Here is a 17,641-nt window from a genome sequence, read left to right as displayed (position 1 = left end):
TAGTCTTTTTTTAAGATTTTTGCATCAGAATAAAATCGAATCAATCAAAACTACGTGGACTTAAAAAATTAGTGTTCGTAGTTTGAATTTTTTCATTTCCGTTATAAACCTCAATTTTTAATTTGGTCTTATCGCTTTCTAATAGATATTGATTGATTTCAATAAACAAAGTACCGCTACTCATGCCTTGTTTAGGCACTTGTAAATCTTGATTACCAACCACTTTTAAGGTCCCTTTGATATCTTTTAATTGAAAACGAATAGCCTTAAAATCAGAATTGGTTTTATTGATAATTTTAAAAGTGTATACATTACTAATACGATCTCCTTTATGCTGAAATAATTGGCCTGGTAGCCTAAAAATTGTTGCCTCAACATCAGAACGTAAAAACAATAATCCAACCAAAACAGCAATTAACAGCAACAGAACAGCAGAATACGCTTTCATTCGAGGAGAAAACTGAAAAGCTACTTTTTTCTCGATTTCATCCTCTGATGCGTATCTAATTAACCCTTTCGGCAAGCCTACTTGCTCCATCATGGTATCGCACTCATCAATACAAGCAGTACAATTAATACATTCTAATTGTGTTCCGTTACGAATGTCGATTCCTGTTGGGCAAACATTGACACATTGCTTGCAATCAATACAATCGCCCTTTCCTGTTACAGCTCTATTCGCCAGTTTATTGAATTTGGCTCGACCAGACTCTTTTTCGCCGCGAACAAAATCATAGGCTACATTTATCGATTTATTATCCAATAAAACACCTTGTAATCTTCCGTAAGGACAAGCAATAATACAGACTTGCTCGCGGAACCAGGTAAAAACAAAATAAAAAACTCCTGTAAAAATCAGCAGTGAAACCAAGGTGCTCAAATGACTTTTGGGCCCTTCTTTCATCATCAAAAATAAACTATCGCTGCTTATGAGATAGGCTAAGAAAACATTAGCAATAAAAAATGAGATTATCAAAAACAAGAACCATTTGAGTCCTTTTTTTCTTACTTTCTCAGCGTTCCATGCTTGTTTATTGAGCTTGATTTGCGCGCCACGATCACCCTCAATCCAATATTCAATTCTGCGAAAAACCATTTCTAAAAAAATGGTTTGCGGACAAACCCAACCGCAAAATAGACGGCCAAAAATTACTGTGAATAAGATGACGAAAACTACTCCAATAATCATAAAAAGAACAAAGAGGTAAAAATCCTGAGGCCAAAATGGAAACCCAAAAATATTAAATCGTCGTTCTAAAATATTGAACATCATGAATTGATTGCCATTGACTTTTACAAACGGATTAACCACAAGAACGAGGAGCAAAAAATAACTCACCCATTTTCTATAGGTATACAATTTGCCAGAGGGCTTTTTGGGAAAAATAAATTTCCTTTTACCCTCTGCGTCAATAGTGCCAATGGAATCTCTAAATGTTTCAAATTGTAATTTTGACATTTTTTACTAGATAACAACACATTATGGTACAACATTTAAAGCTATGAACTTGTTGCCATTATGTGCAGATTGCACTTATTTTGTTGTTGTTTCGGCTTTTTCATCTACCCAAACTTCGCCCTCCGCCGCTTTGGCATCAGGAGGATTAGATCCTTGCAGGGAAAGTATGTAACTAGCTACTTTCTGCATTTCTTTTGGCTTCAAAGTACCTTTCCAAGAAATCATACCTTTTCCGTCACGACCACCGTTGACCAAAGTGTGAAAAATATTTTTTATACCACCACCTAAAATCCAACGATCATCGGTTAAATTGGGTCCTATTTGCCCACCTCCATCGGCTCTATGACATGCGGCGCAATTGGTACTAAAAATTTCTTTTCCGATGGCTAAATCTGCTGGATCGGTTAGTAAAGTCACTGATTTTTCGTCCATTAAATCTGGAGCTGTTTTCATGTATTCGGCTATTTCTATTTTAGCTTGTGCAACTTCTTTTTTGAGCTCCATTTCCTGATTATCTGCCCCAAAAACCTCGTATCTAAGCATATAAACTACTCCAAAAACAATGCACAAATAAAACAAGTACACCCACCACGGCGGCAAATTATTATCTAACTCTTTGATCCCATCATAATCATGATCCAATAACAATTGCTCTTGACTGGCCTTGTCATGGTTGTTGGTTAATTTAGCGACTAGGTTTTTGTACCATTGCTTTTCTTTCAAACTGCTATTTTCAGCTTGATTTACCTTTATTTTTTCTTCTTCAGAAAGTATTTGGTATGTAATATTATCTACTGCTTGAAACATCAATTCTATCGCCACTAAAAGGAATAGAAAAATGACCAAAAAAAGTGAAAGCATCGGGAATTTGACAAAAGCTGGTCGGTCTCCGGAGTCTATCAAATATTCCATTGCTATCATTACAGCAAAGAAAACAACAGGTATTCTAACGTATACAGGAATTATTTTTTTCATGTTTTACATTTTAAAAAATCACATTTATTATTTGTTTTTCAGAGGAATCTGGCTCAGTTCTGCTATTTTTTCTTTTTTATAAGAGAAAACCCAAAACCCAAGGACAACAAAAAAGATGAAAAAAATTAATAATGATAATATTGGATAAATAGCAACTCCGTCTATTGTTTCCATGTTGTGTTTTATTTGTTCAAACATAATGTATCTTATTTAGTACCGTCTTTAACTTTGATATCTGTTCCTAACCTTTGCATGTAGGCAATTAAAGCAATGATTTCTCTTTGGTTCATAGGAACAAATTTTTCTCCTCTTGCTTTTGCTTTCTTTTGGCTTTCCTCGTAACTTTTTACAAAATCAGGATCATTTTTTAAATTCTCCTCAATGGCAATAGCTTGTTTTCGTAAATCATCAAGGCCGCTCGCAATCTGGGCTTGTGTGTATGGCACTCCCAAAGTTTGCATGACTTGCATTTTCTTTTGCGTTAGTGAAATATCCATTGGCTTATTATCAAATAACCATTTGTATCCTGGCATAATAGAACCTGCAGAAATACTTTGTGGATTCCAAAAATGATTAAAATGCCAATTGTCATTGTACTTCTCGCCTACTCGTAATAAATCAGGTCCAGTACGTTTTGATCCCCATAAAAATGGATGGTCGTATACAAATTCGCCTGCTTTAGATTGTGGCCCGTAGCGCTCTACTTCGCTACGAAACGGTCGAACAGATTGTGAGTGACAACCCACGCAACCTTCACGTATGTACAAATCGCGTCCCTCTAATTCCAATGGCGTGTAAGGTTTAACACTAGCAATAGTAGGAATATTAGAATCAACCATTATGGTAGGAACAATTTGAATAACTCCTCCAATTAAAATGGCTATCGTTGCTAAAATGGTCAACTGTATTGGTTTGCGCTCTAACCAAGGATGAAATTTTTCACCTTTAACTCTACCCGCACTGATTTTGATTAATTCAGGTGCTTCGGCTAATTCATCTTCAATTTTAGCGCTGCTACGCACGGTTTGAATGATGTTGTAAACCAAAATCACCATTCCTACTAAATACATGGTACCACCAATAGCTCTCATCCAATACATTGGAATAATTTGAGTAACCGTTTCAAGGAAATTACCGTAGGTTAAAGTACCGTCAGGATTAAACTGTTTCCACATCGATGCTTGCAAAAATCCAGCAACATACATCGGAATTGAATATAAAATAATACCTAGTGTTCCAATCCAGAAATGAATATTAGCCAATTTAACTGAGTACAAACTTGATTTTGTCATTCGAGGAATCAACCAATAAATCATACCAAAAGCCATAAACCCGTTCCAAGCTAATGCTCCTACGTGTACGTGAGCAATAATCCAATCAGTGTAATGCGCAATAGCGTTAACGTTTTTTAAAGACAACATCGGACCTTCAAAAGTTGCCATTCCGTAACCGGTGATTGCCACCACAAAAAACTTCAAAACTGGCTCCACACGCACCTTATCCCAAACACCACGCAGGGTTAAAAGTCCATTGATCATTCCGCCCCAAGATGGCGCAATTAACATGATAGAAAAAGCTACTCCTAGATTTTGAGCCCAGTTTGGCAAAGCCGAATACAATAAATGGTGTGGTCCTGCCCAGATATAAATAAAAATCAATGACCAAAAATGCACAATAGACAACCTGTATGAGTACACCGGTCTGTTAGCCGCTTTAGGAATAAAATAATACATCAAACCTAAAAATGGAGTAGTCAAGAAAAAAGCAACCGCATTATGACCGTACCACCATTGTACCAATGCATCTTGAACACCTGCATAGACTGAATAACTTTTTAGCCCGGAAACTGGCAATGATAAACTATTAAAAATGTGCAAAACGGCTACTGTTACAAATGTTGCTAGATAAAACCAAATGGCAACATACAAATGGCGCTCTCTACGTTTTAAAATAGTTCCAATCATGTTGATCCCAAATACAACCCAAATTAATGCAATTGCAATGTCAATTGGCCACTCTAGCTCCGCGTACTCTTTTGACGAACTATAGCCTAATGGTAACGAAATTGCAGCAGCTACAATAATCAATTGCCAACCCCAAAAATTAAGGTTACTCAAAAAATCACTGAACATTCGCGCCTTCAACAATCGCTGTAAAGAATAATAAATTCCAGCAAACATGGCATTTCCTATAAAGGCAAAAATGACCGCATTGGTGTGTAAAGGTCTTAATCTACCGAAACTCAACCACGGTATTCCATCTGTTATATTGGGAAAGAGGAACATAAAAGCCAGTGCAAGCCCGACTAACATTCCCACTACTCCAAACACAATGGTAGCGTAAATGAATTTTTTTACAATTTTGTTATCATAATAAAACTGCTGCATTTCCATATAAATAGTTAATTTTAAGGTTGTTTATTGCTTGATTTTTTTGCTAAAGAATTATAGAATCATTTTTTTGATTTGTTCTTTTTAGCTCCTGACTTGATAAGCTCATCATCAAAAAGCATTCTGACTGATGGCGTATAATCATCATCATATTGTCCGGTTTTTACAGCGTACACAAATGCAATAAAAAAACCAATGGCAACGATGATGCTTATTGTGATTAATAAATAGATGACGCTCATACCTTATATTTGTGTTAACAAATTTACTTTTAGGGTTCGTAGTAAAGTATGACATTTGTCATGCTTACTACTCTTTATTGTGTTACCGAAACCGTTTTCAATTGTTTTTTTTACCTGCGTAATAATTGCTCATAATGGTTACAAAACTTACAATAGTTATAGTACTTAAAGGCATAATAATGGCTGCTACAAGTGGCAATAAATTACCAGTTATGGCAAACAACAAGCCCACAACATTGTACAATAGCGAAAGCACGAAACTCATTTTAATGGTTCTCATTGCATTATGAGATAAGGTCAAGAAATAGCTTAATTTATCGAATTCACTTGCGTCTAAAATTGCGTCACATGCTGGTGAAAAAACATTGACATTTTCAGAAATTGAGATTCCAACATTACTTTGCGCCAGTGCGCCTGCATCATTTAAGCCATCGCCTACCATCATGACATTTTTGCCTTGATCTTGTAATGTTTTAATATATTCTAATTTTTCCTCTGGTTTTTGATTGAAAAATAATGCCGTGCCTTTCGGCAAAAGTTGCTCAAGATTCGCTCGTTCGCCATCATTATCACCAGATAAAACTTGAAGCTGATACTGCTTGCTCAAATTTTTAAAAAGTACCGCAAGTCCTTCTCGATATTGCGTATGAAATAGAAATTTACCCAGATAAACATCATTAATCTTAACATGAACCGAGGTTTGTTGCTTGCTTTCCTCGGGGGCTTTATCTACAAAAGAAGCAGAACCAATTAGGATTTGATTACCAAATACAGTAGCTCGAATCCCTTTTCCAGTGATTTCTTCGAAAGCATCAATTCCTACCTCATTTGTAAAATCTGCTCCTGGATTTTTTACAACAGTGAGAGATAAATTATCATACAACATGCGGCTTAGCGGATGATTAGAGGCTCGAAGCACCATTTTTATTAGAACTAAATTTTCATCTGTAAGCGGAGTTCCTTCATAAGAAATAGAAGATTTTTTATTGGTGGTAATGGTTCCCGTTTTATCAAACACGATGGTATCTACCTTGGCCAATTGCTCAATTACCAAAGCATTTTTAAGATAAAATTTTTGTTTACCCAATATGCGCAAAATGTTTCCAAAAGTAAACGGAGCTGTCAATGCTAAGGCACAAGGGCAAGCTACAATCAATACAGCCGTAAAAACATTAAAAGCGGTGGTTGTATCAATAAAAATCCAATAACCAAAGCCTGCAAAAGCAATCAACAACAAAATTGGTGTAAAATAGCGGCTGATGCTATCTGTAATTGTCTTATGATTTTGTGTTACCTCTTTTTGAAAGATAGCGTTACTCCATAGTTGGGTTAAATAACTTTGTGAAACAGATTTTAAAACTTCCATTTCAATAGGCTTTCCTATTTGCTTACCTCCTGCAAATAATTTATCGCCAGATTGTTTGCTGATAGGGACGGCCTCGCCTGTTACAAAACTATAGTCAATTTCAGCTTTACCCGTAATTAAAACTCCATCAACCGGGATAAGTTCTTGGTTCCTAATAAGCACTCGATCTCCTTTTTGCAACTCATAAATAGCAATACTTTCTTCAGATGAATCAGGATTAATTTTAGTAATTGCAATTGGAAAATACGACTTAAAATCTCTTTCAAAACTTAAAAAACTATAGGTTTTAATTTGGAACATTTTCCCCAATAACATAAAGAAAATCAAACCTGTAAGGCTATCAAAAAAGCCCGAACCATAATCCATAATGATATCAACAGCGCTTCGAACAAACATGACCACAATTCCCAAAGCAATTGGAATATCAATATTGAGCATTTTGGATGTGATACTTTTGTAAGCAGACACGTAATATCCGCTTGCCGAATAGAAAAAACTAGGAAGTGATAAAGCAAATATCAACCATCTAAAAAATCCTCGGTATTGGTCTAACCAATATTCTTTCACCTCAAAATACTCAGGAAAAGAAAGTAACATGACGTTCCCGAAACAAAAGAAAGCGACCCCTAATTTATAAGTCAAACTCCGGTCAATAGATGTTTTTCCTGTCTCATAATTTTCTAGACTAATGTGCGGCTCATAACCAATTGAACTTAATAAGTTAACAATCGATTTGATAGAAACTACCTCAGGATTAAAGGTAATTCGAACCTTTTTCTCAGGAAAATTAACCTGCGAAGTACTTATTCCTTTTTCAAGACGCTGTAGATTTTCCAGAATCCAAATACACGAACTACAGTGAATATGAGGAATGTTAAGTGAAATAATTGCAGTTGAATTCTCTTGGAATTCCAATAGTTTAGAAGCAATACTTTCATTTTCTAAAAAGTCATATTTATCAATATTATTTTGGGGTGTTGCTCCAGGGCATTTTTCAAAATCATAATAGAAAGTCAAATCATTTGTACTAAAAATTTCATACACAGTTTTGCACCCTGCACAGCAGAAACTTTTAGAATCGAAAACAATTTCATCAGCCTTTACAATATCTAAACCACAATGGAAACAGTTTTGTGTGTCCATAACTTTGCTCTTTTACCTTTGGCAAAGAACTTAAACAATTGTCAACTAAAATATGATATTTATCATGCTAAAGCACTAAATTTGCGATAGAATTGTAATTAAAAAACAACCGTTATGAGCAAATGTGAGCAATGTATTGTACGAGAATTCAGTTCTTTAAAAGCTCTTACAAAAGACGAATTACTAAAACTTTCAGACTGCAAAACATCCTATACTTTAAAAAAAGGAGCCGTTATATTTGAAGAAGGCGAAAATGTAAATGGTATTTATTGTATTAAGGATGGTGTTTGTAAACTCACAAAACTAAGTGCAAATGGTAAGGATCATATTGTCAAATTAGTTACAAAAGGAGAATTATTAGGTCAACGCTCTATGATTAGCGATGAGCCTGTAAACTTAAGCGCCGTAGCTTTAAATGACATGCAGGTTTGCTTTATTCCCAAAGCAGAAGTGATGAGTTATTTTGACAACAATAATAATTTCTCAATGAATGTCATGAAAACCATGTGCGGAGACTTGAAAGACGCTGATGTACAGACGGTAAATTTGGCACAAAAAACAGTAAAAGAACGTTTAGCCGCCACCTTACTTTATTTACACCAATCTTTTGGTGAAAATGCGGACAAATCTTTGAAAATTCAACTTTCAAGAGAAGAATTGGCAAGTATGATTGGTACCGCCACCGAAAGTTGTATTCGTTTATTATCTGATTTTAACAAACAAGAATTAATTGCCCTTGACGGAAAAAAAATAATTTTAAAGGATATTCCTTCACTCAAAAAAATGGCGAACTAATTTTTGAATTGTTAGCAAAAACAACAATTGCATTGCATTTGCGAAAGTAATTACGATTATTTTCGCAGCAAATCCAATCGCCCCAGGAAGCACCATTTTTTTATAAGGCGCCAATAATTCATTGCTTGAGTTGTATAACTTAGCTGTACTTAATCCTTCTTAGTCAAGCAAAACACTATTGTTCTTTTTTATTCATCACTAAATAATATACCGGAATTCCCAAAGCCACGATACACAACCCCAAACCTGTATTGAAGGTATCGTAAATCAATAAAGTGATACAAATTGCAACCGTTACTATAATATAAAGTGCAGGAACTACAGGATAGCCAAATGCTTTGTAAGGTCTATCAGCATTAGGTTCTTTTTTACGTAAAATAAAAACTCCCAGAATAGTAAGAATATAAAACAACAAGGACGCAAAAGTGGCATAGGTCAATAAATCGCCAAACTTACCCGAGATACACAACACACATGCCCAAATACATTGTACCCACAAGGCTTTTGCAGGAACTTGATTTTTATTTAGCTCCGTAGCTTGTTTAAAAAACAAACCATCTTTGGCCATGGCAAAAAATAACCGTCCACCCGAAAGAATCAAGCCACTATTACAACCAAAAGTAGACACCATAATCAAAGCTGCCATTACAAAAACACTCGCATTACCCATGATCATACTTGCAGCTGCCGCTCCCACTCTATCGTTACTGGCAAACATGATTCCGTTGGCAGCAATATCAGTAGCTGCAGGTGTTCCTTGCAAAGGTAATAATGCCAAATAAGCCACATTGGCTAAAACGTAAACCACGGTAACGATTAAAGTTCCCAGAAACAAACTACGTGGAATATTCTTTTTAGGATCTTTGATTTCACCGGCAATAAAAGTCACATTGTTCCAAGCGTCACTAGAGAAGAAAGAGTTAATTATTGTTGCTCCTGCGGCTCCCAAAAGCGCCATTCCAGCAAGTTTTGTCACAGTGACTGAACCGTCAGGTTGTACTACGGTTTTACTAGCGTCCCACATGTTTTCGAAATTATCCGATAAAACATTGGTTTGCAACCCCACATATAATCCTAAAATAATCAATGCAAAAAGCGCAATCAATTTGGCAGATGTAAAAATAAGTTGGACTGTTTTACCGCTTTCAACTCCTTTGGTATTGATGTAGGTTAGTAAAACAATACTAAAAATGGCCAATACTTTTTGGTACGAAAAAACAAAAGTTTCGCCTACTGTAAATAACGTTTGATCTAAAACCGGAAAAAAAATAGCGGCATAATTTGCAAAAGTTACTGCGATCGCTGCAATAACTCCAGTTTGAATTACCGTAAAAACAGTCCAGCCGTAAAGAAAAGAAACCAACCTACCGTAAGCGCGCTGTATGTACACAAATTGTCCACCGGCTTTTGGCATCATACCTGCCAGTTCCCCGTAGCTCAATGCGGCAGCCACAGTAATGATTCCGGTTATGATCCAAATAACTAACAACCAAGCGGCTGAACCAATATCTCTGGCCATTGCTGATGTTACAATAAAAATTCCAGAACCAATCATGGAGCCAGCAACTAAACTCGTGGCATCAATTAATCCTAATGATCTTTTTAACTCGGTTTTATCTTCTGACATTGGTAATTTTTTATAAATCTAAAACTAAACTTTAACACTGAAAACAAAAACTACAATTTCTTCGCTTCTTCCCAAAATTAAGTTATTTGGAAATCATAGATTTCCAATTCCTATTTTTTGGGAAGACGCTTCGCTTCTTCCCAAAAAACATCCATTTCTGCTAATGTCATATCCATAAGAGGTTTTCCCATTTCACCAGCTTTACTCTCTAAATACTGAAAACGTTTGATGAATTTTTTATTGGTTCTTTCTAATGCATCTTCGGGATTTACTTTCAAGAAACGCGCGTAATTGATCATCGAAAACAAGACATCGCCAAACTCCGCTTCAATTTTATCTTGATCGCCAGCGGCAACCTCCACTTGTAATTCTTGCAATTCCTCTTGTACTTTGTCCCACACTTGTTGTGGCTCTTCCCAATCAAATCCAACGCCTTTCACTTTATCTTGAATTCGGCTGGCTTTCACTAAGGCTGGTAAACTTTTTGGAACTCCTTCTAAAACTGATTTCTTGCCCTCTTTAAGTTTAAGTTTCTCCCAATTTTGTTTTACTTCTTCTTCATCTGCAACAACAACGTCTCCGTAAATGTGAGGGTGGCGGTGAATCAATTTCTCTGAAATTTCATTACACACATCAGCAATGTCAAAATCATTAGTCTCGCTTCCTATTTTGGCGTAAAAAACCAAATGCAACAACAAGTCGCCCAACTCCTTTTTTACTTCGATCAGATCATTATCCAAAATAGCATCGCCCAGCTCATAAGTTTCCTCAATGGTAAGGTGACGTAAGCTTTGCATGGTTTGCTTTTTATCCCAAGGACATTTTTCACGCAAATCATCCATAATGTCCAATAATCGTTCGAAAGCTATAAGTTGGTTTGCTCTAGAGTTCATCTGTATTGTTTTTTAGTAAAAATAAAAAAATCCTGTTCAGAAAAAACTGAAACAGGATTAATTTGTTATTTAGTTATGCGCTATTCTTTTTTAGCTTTTGCTTTTTTAGCAGGCGCTTTTTCTTCGGTTCCTTCCGTTGCTTCTACCTCTGGAGTCACTTCTGCGGCAGCAGGGCTTACCAATAAATCTTTTGCTTGCAAAATACCGTACCAGTTTAAAATTTTCTTGATATCTGATGGGTACACGCGCTCTTCATCGTAATTTGGCAAGATTTCTTTAAAGTAAGCTGCTAATTTAGCGTTGTCTTCTTTGTGTGATAATGCTGGACCGTTATTTTCTTTATCAGCAATAGTTTGCATGATTTCGGCCAACGGTTTTTCACCTTCGTAAGTATAAATTGAAATTTCAGAAAGCAAACTTACATTGCTTTTTAAATTTACTGTAATTTTTTTTCCATCAGCCAATGATTCAGCTACGAATCCAGTTCTAGTTTGTACTCTCAAAATGTATAAACCTGGTTTCCCAGAAATAGCTAATATTTTTTCTAAATTCATGTTGGTGTAATTATTATTAAGAATTTGATTAATTTGTTGCTGCATGTGGACCAAAAATTATTCCATTTTTAACGTTTGGAATTTATCTTCCTTTTTTACCAAAAAATTTCATTCGGTATTCTTGGAAAGTCTTTCCTTCAAGGATATTTTTTAATTTCTTTTGAATCAATCTTTTTTTCAAAGAAGATATTTTATCGGTAAATAAAATTCCTTCAATATGATCGTATTCATGTTGAATTACGCGAGCGATGAGTCCGTCAAAAACTTCTGTTTTTACCACAAAATCTTCTTCACAATATTCTAAAGTGATAGTAGGATTACGATATACATCTTCACGAACGTCTGGAATACTCAAACATCCTTCGTTAAAAACCCACTCTTCGCCTTCTTCTTTGATCATTTTGGCGTTGATGAACGTTTTTTTGAAACCATTCAATTTTTGTTGTTCGGTGGCCGCTAAGTCGTCATCATCACTAAAAGGAGTAGTATCGATTACGAATAATCGCAAGGCCAAACCTACCTGAGGAGCAGCCAAGCCCACACCATGCGCATTATACATGGTCTCGTACATGTTCGCGATAGTTTCTTTTAAATTAGGATGTTCAGGTGTTACTACCTCGCCTACTTTTCTTAAAACGGGATCACCGTATCCTATAATTGGTAAAATCATGGTGTTGAATTATTAATGAAAAACCGAAGCGAAGGCAGCATTGCCTTTTGAATCGGTGTGCAAAAATAGTAAAAAATTAGACATTGAATAATACGTCCTGCATTATTCGTTACAATTGGATCAATTAAATAAAAGGAACCCGCATTTTTTTGTATCCCAACTCGAAAACGTATCTTTGTAACAAGACCATTTTATGCTACAATCCATTTCAAAAGTAACCAATACCACCTATTTTACCAGCGCCGTAAAAGTGACCTTGGCTGCGGTATTCCCGGTACTTATTTTGTCCTATTTTGATCATTTTCAGTGGGGATTTACGATGGCTTTGGGAGCAATTTTTGTTTATCCAACTGATATTCCATCTAGTACGGCACACAAGATAAAAGGAATGCTTTTTACAGCATTATTAGTAAGTGCTTTGACGGCACTTGTGCATTTATTGATGCCTTATCCATTTGTATTTTACCCCTTGATGATCGTATTGCTATTTTTCATTTCAATGCTTTCAGTATATGGGCAGCGAGCCAGTATGGTATCGTTTACAGCACTTATCGCTATTTCTTTGGCTTTCGCCAATATAAGTACGGGAATTGAAATAGTAATTCACGCTGCATTTGTTTTAGCTGGAGGATTACTTTATTTGATGCTTTCGCTACTATTTCACTATATAAAACCCAATCGATACGTAGCGTTAGAAATAGCAGCTTGTATCAAACTTACTGCAAAATATTTAAAATTAAGAGGTGATTTATGGAGTATTAATGCAGACCGAAAATCAATTATAGAGCAACAATTGCAATTGCAAATGGAACTCAACGTAACGCAACAAAATTTAAGAGAAGTTTTAATTGGAAGTCAAACTGCCTCAGGCTCCTCTGAACAAAACAGAAAAATGCTTTTGGTCTTCATTTCTTTGGTCGAAATTCAAGAGTTGGCTCTTTCTACAGCATTTGACCATGATACCTTACATAAAAAATTTGACGATCATCCGTACGTATTGCGAACGTACCAAAATTTAGCCTACAACTTGGCTTCGAGTCTCAAAAAAGTATCCAAAAACATCAAAAAAAGTAGCCCTAAGGACAACTCCAACACTTTATTAAATGATTTAAATGCATTACAAACGGCTATTACCAAATATCAAAATGAGTTAGGAGCTCTGGCTTCCGCCGAAGGTGTTCTAATGCTAACAACGATGTTGCATTATGCGGAAAAACAAGTTGAAAAAATCAAAATTGTAACTCGCGCTTTTTCTAACTCCTTCAACAATGCCGAGTGGAAAGGAATTGATAAAGATTTAGAAAAATTTTTAACTCCTGAATATTATCCTTGGCGGACATTAGCTCAAAATTTCAGTTTTTCTTCCACTATCTTCCGACATTCGTTACGACTCACCATAACACTTGCTATTGGATTCGCGCTAGGGCAAAGCTATGATTTTCAAAACGCTTATTGGATTTTACTAACCATTATCGTTATCATGAGACCAGGTTACGGACTCACCAAGGAACGTTCTTTTCAGCGTACAGTGGGAACTATTTTTGGCGGACTGATCGCTTTCGGGCTTTTATTCGTGATAAATAATACCTCAATATTAGCAGTACTATCAATTATTTGTATGCTACTCGGCTTTACTTTTACACAAGTGAATTACAAAATCAGCGCTACTTTTGTCACGATGTACGTTGTTTTTATCTACGGAATTTTAACCCCAAACAGCAATGACTTAGTTCAGTTTCGAATTTTAGATACCGCTATTGGTGCCGGTTTGGCATTTTTAGCCAACTACTTTTTGTGGCCTTCATGGGAGTTTTTACACGTTCCAAAACATCTTGAAAAAGCTATCAAGGCCAATCAAGATTACTTAAAAGAAATTGCTTCTTTTTATCAAAACAAAGGTACCATCAGCACTTCCTACCGATTGGCTCGAAAAAATGCTTTTGTAGAAACAGGAAATCTCATGGCCTCCTTTCAAAGAATGGTACAAGAGCCAAAGTCCAAACAAGTACATTTGGCACAAACCTATAAATTGGCGGTACTCAACCATTCCTTACTTTCTTCACTTGCTTCAGTGGGAACTTATATACAATCACATAAAACAACAAAAGCTTCTGAAGCATTTCAAATTGTTGTGCAAGCCGCCATTCAAAATTTAGAACAAGCTATTTTGATTTTACAAGCAAACGCAACTAACGAAATATTTGAAACTGATACCGAAGCAGTAAAAATTCGATTTTCGGAACTTCAGCAGGTAAAAGAAAACGAAATTAAAGCTAACAGCGGTTTGAATGAAGAGGATTATCAGGTTAAAATGCAAGAAGCCCAATTAATTATTGAGCAATTACTTTGGCTCACCAGTTTATCAAGAAACATTGTAAAAGTGACACAAAGTATGCGATAAAAAAAGGTACTAGTTAGAAATTTTTCTACTTAGTACCTTTTTAATCAAAATGACAAAGTTTTAGTTCGTCAATTTCAGAACTTTGGATGTTTCTTCACGAACTTGCGCTAACAAAGCTGGATTTTCATTCAACTTTTGACCATAGGAAGGAATCATTTTCTTTAATTTATCTTGCCACTCAGCTGTTTTCATTTCTTCTTTGTAACAACGCCCTAGCAAATCAATCATAATTGAAACTGCTGTTGAAGCTCCAGGTGATGCGCCTAATAAAACAGAAAGCGTTCCATCAGCAGTAGCGATTACCTCGGTACCAAATTCTAGCACACCGCCTTCTTTTTCATCTTTTTTAATAACCTGTACACGTTGACCGGCACGTTCTAGAACCCAATCCTTAGATCTTGCTCCTGGCACATATTCACGCAGGGCATTGATTCTGTCTTTAGGAGATTGGCGTACTTGTTCAATCAAATATTTGGTTAACGGAATATTTTTGATACCCGCAGCAATCATCGGAATAATATTATCTGGTTTTATTGAAAGAGGCAAATCAGAATACGAACCATTTTTTAAGAAACGAGTTGAAAATCCTGCAAAAGGACCAAAAAGCAATTGTTTTTCACCATTAATCATTCTAGAATCAATATGCGGAACCGACATTGGTGGTGCACCCACACTTGCTTTTCCGTAAACTTTCGCTTCGTGTTTGGCGATTACCTCTGGATTAGTACATTTTAGCCATTGTCCGCTAACTGGAAAACCACCGTAGCCTTTTCCTTCTGGAACATCAGCTTTTTCAAGCAAAGGCAATGAACCTCCACCAGCACCAATAAATACGAATTTTGTGTAAGCTTTTCGTTTTTGTCCCGTGGCCAAATCGGTAATTTTAATTCGCCACGATTTATCATCACGTTGTTTTAATTTTTGCACCTCATGATTAAAATGCATGGTAACGCCATCCATTTTGGTAAGATATTTAAAAATACTGCGTGTTAATTCTCCAAAATTCACATCAGTACCTAATGCCATCGATGTAGCTGCTACTTTTTCACCTTCTTTTCTACCTTCCATCACAAGCGGCATCCAATTTTTAAGTTCGGCAACATCTTCGCTGTATACCATTTCTTTAAACAAAGGACTTGTTTGCAAAGCTGCTAATCTGTTTTTGAGGTACTGTACATTTTTTTCACCCCAAACAAAGCTCAGGTGTGGTATGCTTTTGATAAAATTTTCTGGAGAAGGTACTTTATTTTCTTGCACTAAATAAGCCCAAAATTGTCTAGAAACCTCAAATGATTCAGCAATACTGATGGCTTTATTGGGATTAATGCTACCATCTTCTGATTCAGGAGTATAATTTAATTCACAAAAAGCAGAATGCCCAGTTCCTGCATTATTCCATGCATCTGAACTTTCGGCAGCCGCCATATCTAATCGTTCGTAAATTTCTATTTTAATATCCGGCTGTAATTCTTTCAGAATTAAACCTAGAGTAGCACTCATTATTCCAGCTCCAATAAGCACTACTTCACTATTTGTACGTATGGTTGTATCAGACATAACTCGGTTTTAGACTGCAAAGATAAATCATATAATTGCAAAAAAAAGCATAAAATAAGCCCGAAAATCTACATTTTTCAAAACATTTTGGTTCAAAAACGTTATTTTTTCTTGATAACGCTATTTTTTGCGAGCTAAATAATCCTGCAACATAATTGTTGCTGAAATTTCATCAATCAAACCTTTATCCTGACGCTTCTTTTTACTCATTCCGCTATCAATCATAGTTTGAAAAGCCATTTTTGAGGTAAAGCGTTCGTCCATTCTAATTACAGGCATATCTGGAAAGTGATTGCTAAAATGATTTACAAAACCTTTTATGATGGATGCGCTTTCAGAAGGCTGTCCGTTCATTTGTTTAGGTTCTCCTATCAAAACAGCCTCGACTTTTTCTTTACTAAAATACTCTTTCAAAAAAGGAATAGCTGTTGCTGAAGGAATAGTTGTTAATCCTGATGCTATAATTTGCATTTCATCAGTAACTGCGATTCCAGTACGTTTTTGACCGTAATCAATAGATAGAATTCTTGGCATTGTTTTTTTTGACAAAGATAACTATTTGAATCATCTATTAAACATCATAGATTTACGCTACTTTTGACCTCTAAAAATCATTTCTGTTAAACAGAAACTACAGGTCAATTATAAAGTTAGAAATGTAACATTTTGATACAATTTTGCTATTTTGCTTGTGTCTAAAAATGGTATATTTGCCAAAAATTTATAACATGAATCCATTACAAACAATTATAGAACAAGCTTGGGAAAACCGAGCCTTATTGCAAGAAACTACAACTACTGATGCCATTAGAGCGGTAATCGAGCTAGTTGACAACGGACAACTTCGTGTTGCTGAACCAGTTGCTGACGGATGGCAAGTAAACGAATGGGTAAAGAAAGCGGTAGTAATGTACTTCCCTATTCAAAAAATGGAAACATGGGAATCTGGTATTTTTGAGTACCATGATAAAATGTTACTAAAAACAGGTTACGCCGAAAAAGGAATTCGCGTAGTTCCAAATGCTGTTGCACGTTACGGAGCTTACATTTCGAGTGGTGTAATCTTGATGCCAAGTTATGTGAATATTGGTGCTTATGTTGACGAAGGTACAATGGTAGATACGTGGGCTACTGTAGGCAGCTGTGCACAAATTGGCAAACACGTTCACTTGAGCGGTGGTGTGGGTATTGGTGGTGTTTTAGAGCCATTACAAGCTGCGCCAGTAATCATTGAGGACGGTGCTTTTATTGGATCTCGTTGTATTGTTGTTGAAGGTGTACACGTAGGAAAAGAAGCGGTTTTGGGAGCAAACGTTTGCTTAACTGCCTCAACAAAAATCATTGACGTAACCGGAGAAACTCCAGTTGAAATGAAAGGATATGTACCGGCTCGTTCAGTAGTTATCCCAGGAAGTTATACTAAATCATTCCCTGCAGGAGATTTTCAAGTTCCTTGTGCATTAATCATCGGACAAAGAAAAGCTTCGACTAATTTAAAAACATCTTTAAATGATGCTTTACGTGAGTATAACGTAGCCGTATAAATTAATCTCTTTACTACTTATTCTA

15 protein-coding genes are annotated in these 17,641 nt (G+C 35.9%); 3 read left to right on the top strand and 12 right to left on the bottom strand.

Annotation, left to right across the window (positions count from 1 at the left end; all coding sequences use genetic code 11):
- Window positions 1–40 precede the first annotated feature (40 nt).
- The 6 genes from ccoG to ACXX8U_RS04190 form a co-directional block, all read right to left on the bottom strand.
- Complete coding sequence (ccoG, locus tag ACXX8U_RS04215) at window positions 41–1,459, bottom strand: cytochrome c oxidase accessory protein CcoG (RefSeq protein WP_458564748.1); 1,419 nt, start codon at window positions 1,457–1,459, stop codon at window positions 41–43.
- 75 nt (window positions 1,460–1,534) lie between these two features.
- Entirely contained in the window at window positions 1,535–2,434 is a 900-nt protein-coding gene (locus tag ACXX8U_RS04210; protein WP_458564747.1) for a cbb3-type cytochrome c oxidase N-terminal domain-containing protein, read from the bottom strand.
- A 27-nt stretch (window positions 2,435–2,461) separates the two neighbouring features.
- On the bottom strand, window positions 2,462–2,608 hold the full coding sequence (locus ACXX8U_RS04205; RefSeq protein ID WP_394369363.1) for a CcoQ/FixQ family Cbb3-type cytochrome c oxidase assembly chaperone: 147 nt from the start codon (window positions 2,606–2,608) through the stop codon (window positions 2,462–2,464).
- 32 nt (window positions 2,609–2,640) lie between these two features.
- Window positions 2,641–4,827 (bottom strand): cytochrome-c oxidase, cbb3-type subunit I, encoded by a 2,187-nt coding sequence (gene ccoN, locus ACXX8U_RS04200; protein WP_458564746.1) that lies wholly within the window; start codon window positions 4,825–4,827, stop codon window positions 2,641–2,643.
- 59 nt (window positions 4,828–4,886) lie between these two features.
- Window positions 4,887–5,066, bottom strand: coding sequence for a cbb3-type cytochrome oxidase assembly protein CcoS (gene ccoS, locus ACXX8U_RS04195; protein WP_458564745.1), 180 nt, complete (start codon window positions 5,064–5,066; stop codon window positions 4,887–4,889).
- A gap of 97 nt (window positions 5,067–5,163) precedes the next feature.
- Window positions 5,164–7,575, bottom strand: a complete 2,412-nt coding sequence (locus ACXX8U_RS04190) for a heavy metal translocating P-type ATPase metal-binding domain-containing protein (RefSeq protein WP_458564744.1) — start codon at window positions 7,573–7,575, stop codon at window positions 5,164–5,166.
- Window positions 7,576–7,689: 114 nt separating this feature from the next.
- Here ACXX8U_RS04190 and ACXX8U_RS04185 point away from each other — a divergent pair, with 114 nt between their 5' ends.
- Window positions 7,690–8,370, top strand: a complete 681-nt coding sequence (locus tag ACXX8U_RS04185) for a Crp/Fnr family transcriptional regulator (protein ID WP_458564743.1) — start codon at window positions 7,690–7,692, stop codon at window positions 8,368–8,370.
- A 175-nt stretch (window positions 8,371–8,545) separates the two neighbouring features.
- Here the strand turns inward: ACXX8U_RS04185 and ACXX8U_RS04180 are convergent, their stop codons facing one another.
- From ACXX8U_RS04180 to def, 4 genes are all read right to left on the bottom strand, one after another.
- Window positions 8,546–9,997, bottom strand: a complete 1,452-nt coding sequence (locus ACXX8U_RS04180; RefSeq protein WP_458564742.1) for an APC family permease — start codon at window positions 9,995–9,997, stop codon at window positions 8,546–8,548.
- A gap of 110 nt (window positions 9,998–10,107) precedes the next feature.
- Window positions 10,108–10,890: a nucleoside triphosphate pyrophosphohydrolase gene (mazG, locus tag ACXX8U_RS04175; protein WP_458564741.1), complete on the bottom strand. Its 783-nt coding sequence runs from the start codon at window positions 10,888–10,890 to the stop codon at window positions 10,108–10,110.
- A gap of 80 nt (window positions 10,891–10,970) precedes the next feature.
- The gene (locus ACXX8U_RS04170; RefSeq protein ID WP_458566384.1) at window positions 10,971–11,444 is read right to left on the bottom strand and encodes a DUF5606 family protein; all 474 of its coding nucleotides are present in this window, start codon (window positions 11,442–11,444) and stop codon (window positions 10,971–10,973) included.
- A gap of 82 nt (window positions 11,445–11,526) precedes the next feature.
- A complete protein-coding gene (gene def, locus ACXX8U_RS04165) occupies window positions 11,527–12,114 on the bottom strand; it encodes a peptide deformylase (protein ID WP_458564740.1) in 588 nt (195 codons plus the stop codon).
- A 193-nt stretch (window positions 12,115–12,307) separates the two neighbouring features.
- On the opposite strand from def, the gene ACXX8U_RS04160 reads away from it, so the two are divergent.
- A complete protein-coding gene (locus ACXX8U_RS04160) occupies window positions 12,308–14,515 on the top strand; it encodes an FUSC family protein (RefSeq protein WP_458564739.1) in 2,208 nt (735 codons plus the stop codon).
- Window positions 14,516–14,575: 60 nt separating this feature from the next.
- Here the strand turns inward: ACXX8U_RS04160 and ACXX8U_RS04155 are convergent, their stop codons facing one another.
- Together ACXX8U_RS04155 and ruvX are read right to left on the bottom strand one after the other, a co-directional pair.
- Complete coding sequence (locus tag ACXX8U_RS04155; protein WP_458564738.1) at window positions 14,576–16,072, bottom strand: malate:quinone oxidoreductase; 1,497 nt, start codon at window positions 16,070–16,072, stop codon at window positions 14,576–14,578.
- 120 nt (window positions 16,073–16,192) lie between these two features.
- A complete protein-coding gene (gene ruvX / locus ACXX8U_RS04150) occupies window positions 16,193–16,606 on the bottom strand; it encodes a Holliday junction resolvase RuvX (protein WP_458564737.1) in 414 nt (137 codons plus the stop codon).
- A 194-nt stretch (window positions 16,607–16,800) separates the two neighbouring features.
- Here ruvX and ACXX8U_RS04145 point away from each other — a divergent pair, with 194 nt between their 5' ends.
- A complete protein-coding gene (locus tag ACXX8U_RS04145) occupies window positions 16,801–17,616 on the top strand; it encodes a 2,3,4,5-tetrahydropyridine-2,6-dicarboxylate N-succinyltransferase (RefSeq protein ID WP_458564736.1) in 816 nt (271 codons plus the stop codon).
- The last annotated feature ends 25 nt before the right edge of the window (window positions 17,617–17,641 follow it).

This window comes from Flavobacterium sp. GNP001 (genome assembly GCF_054343775.1).
This window is presented reverse-complemented; position numbering and strand designations above follow the sequence as displayed.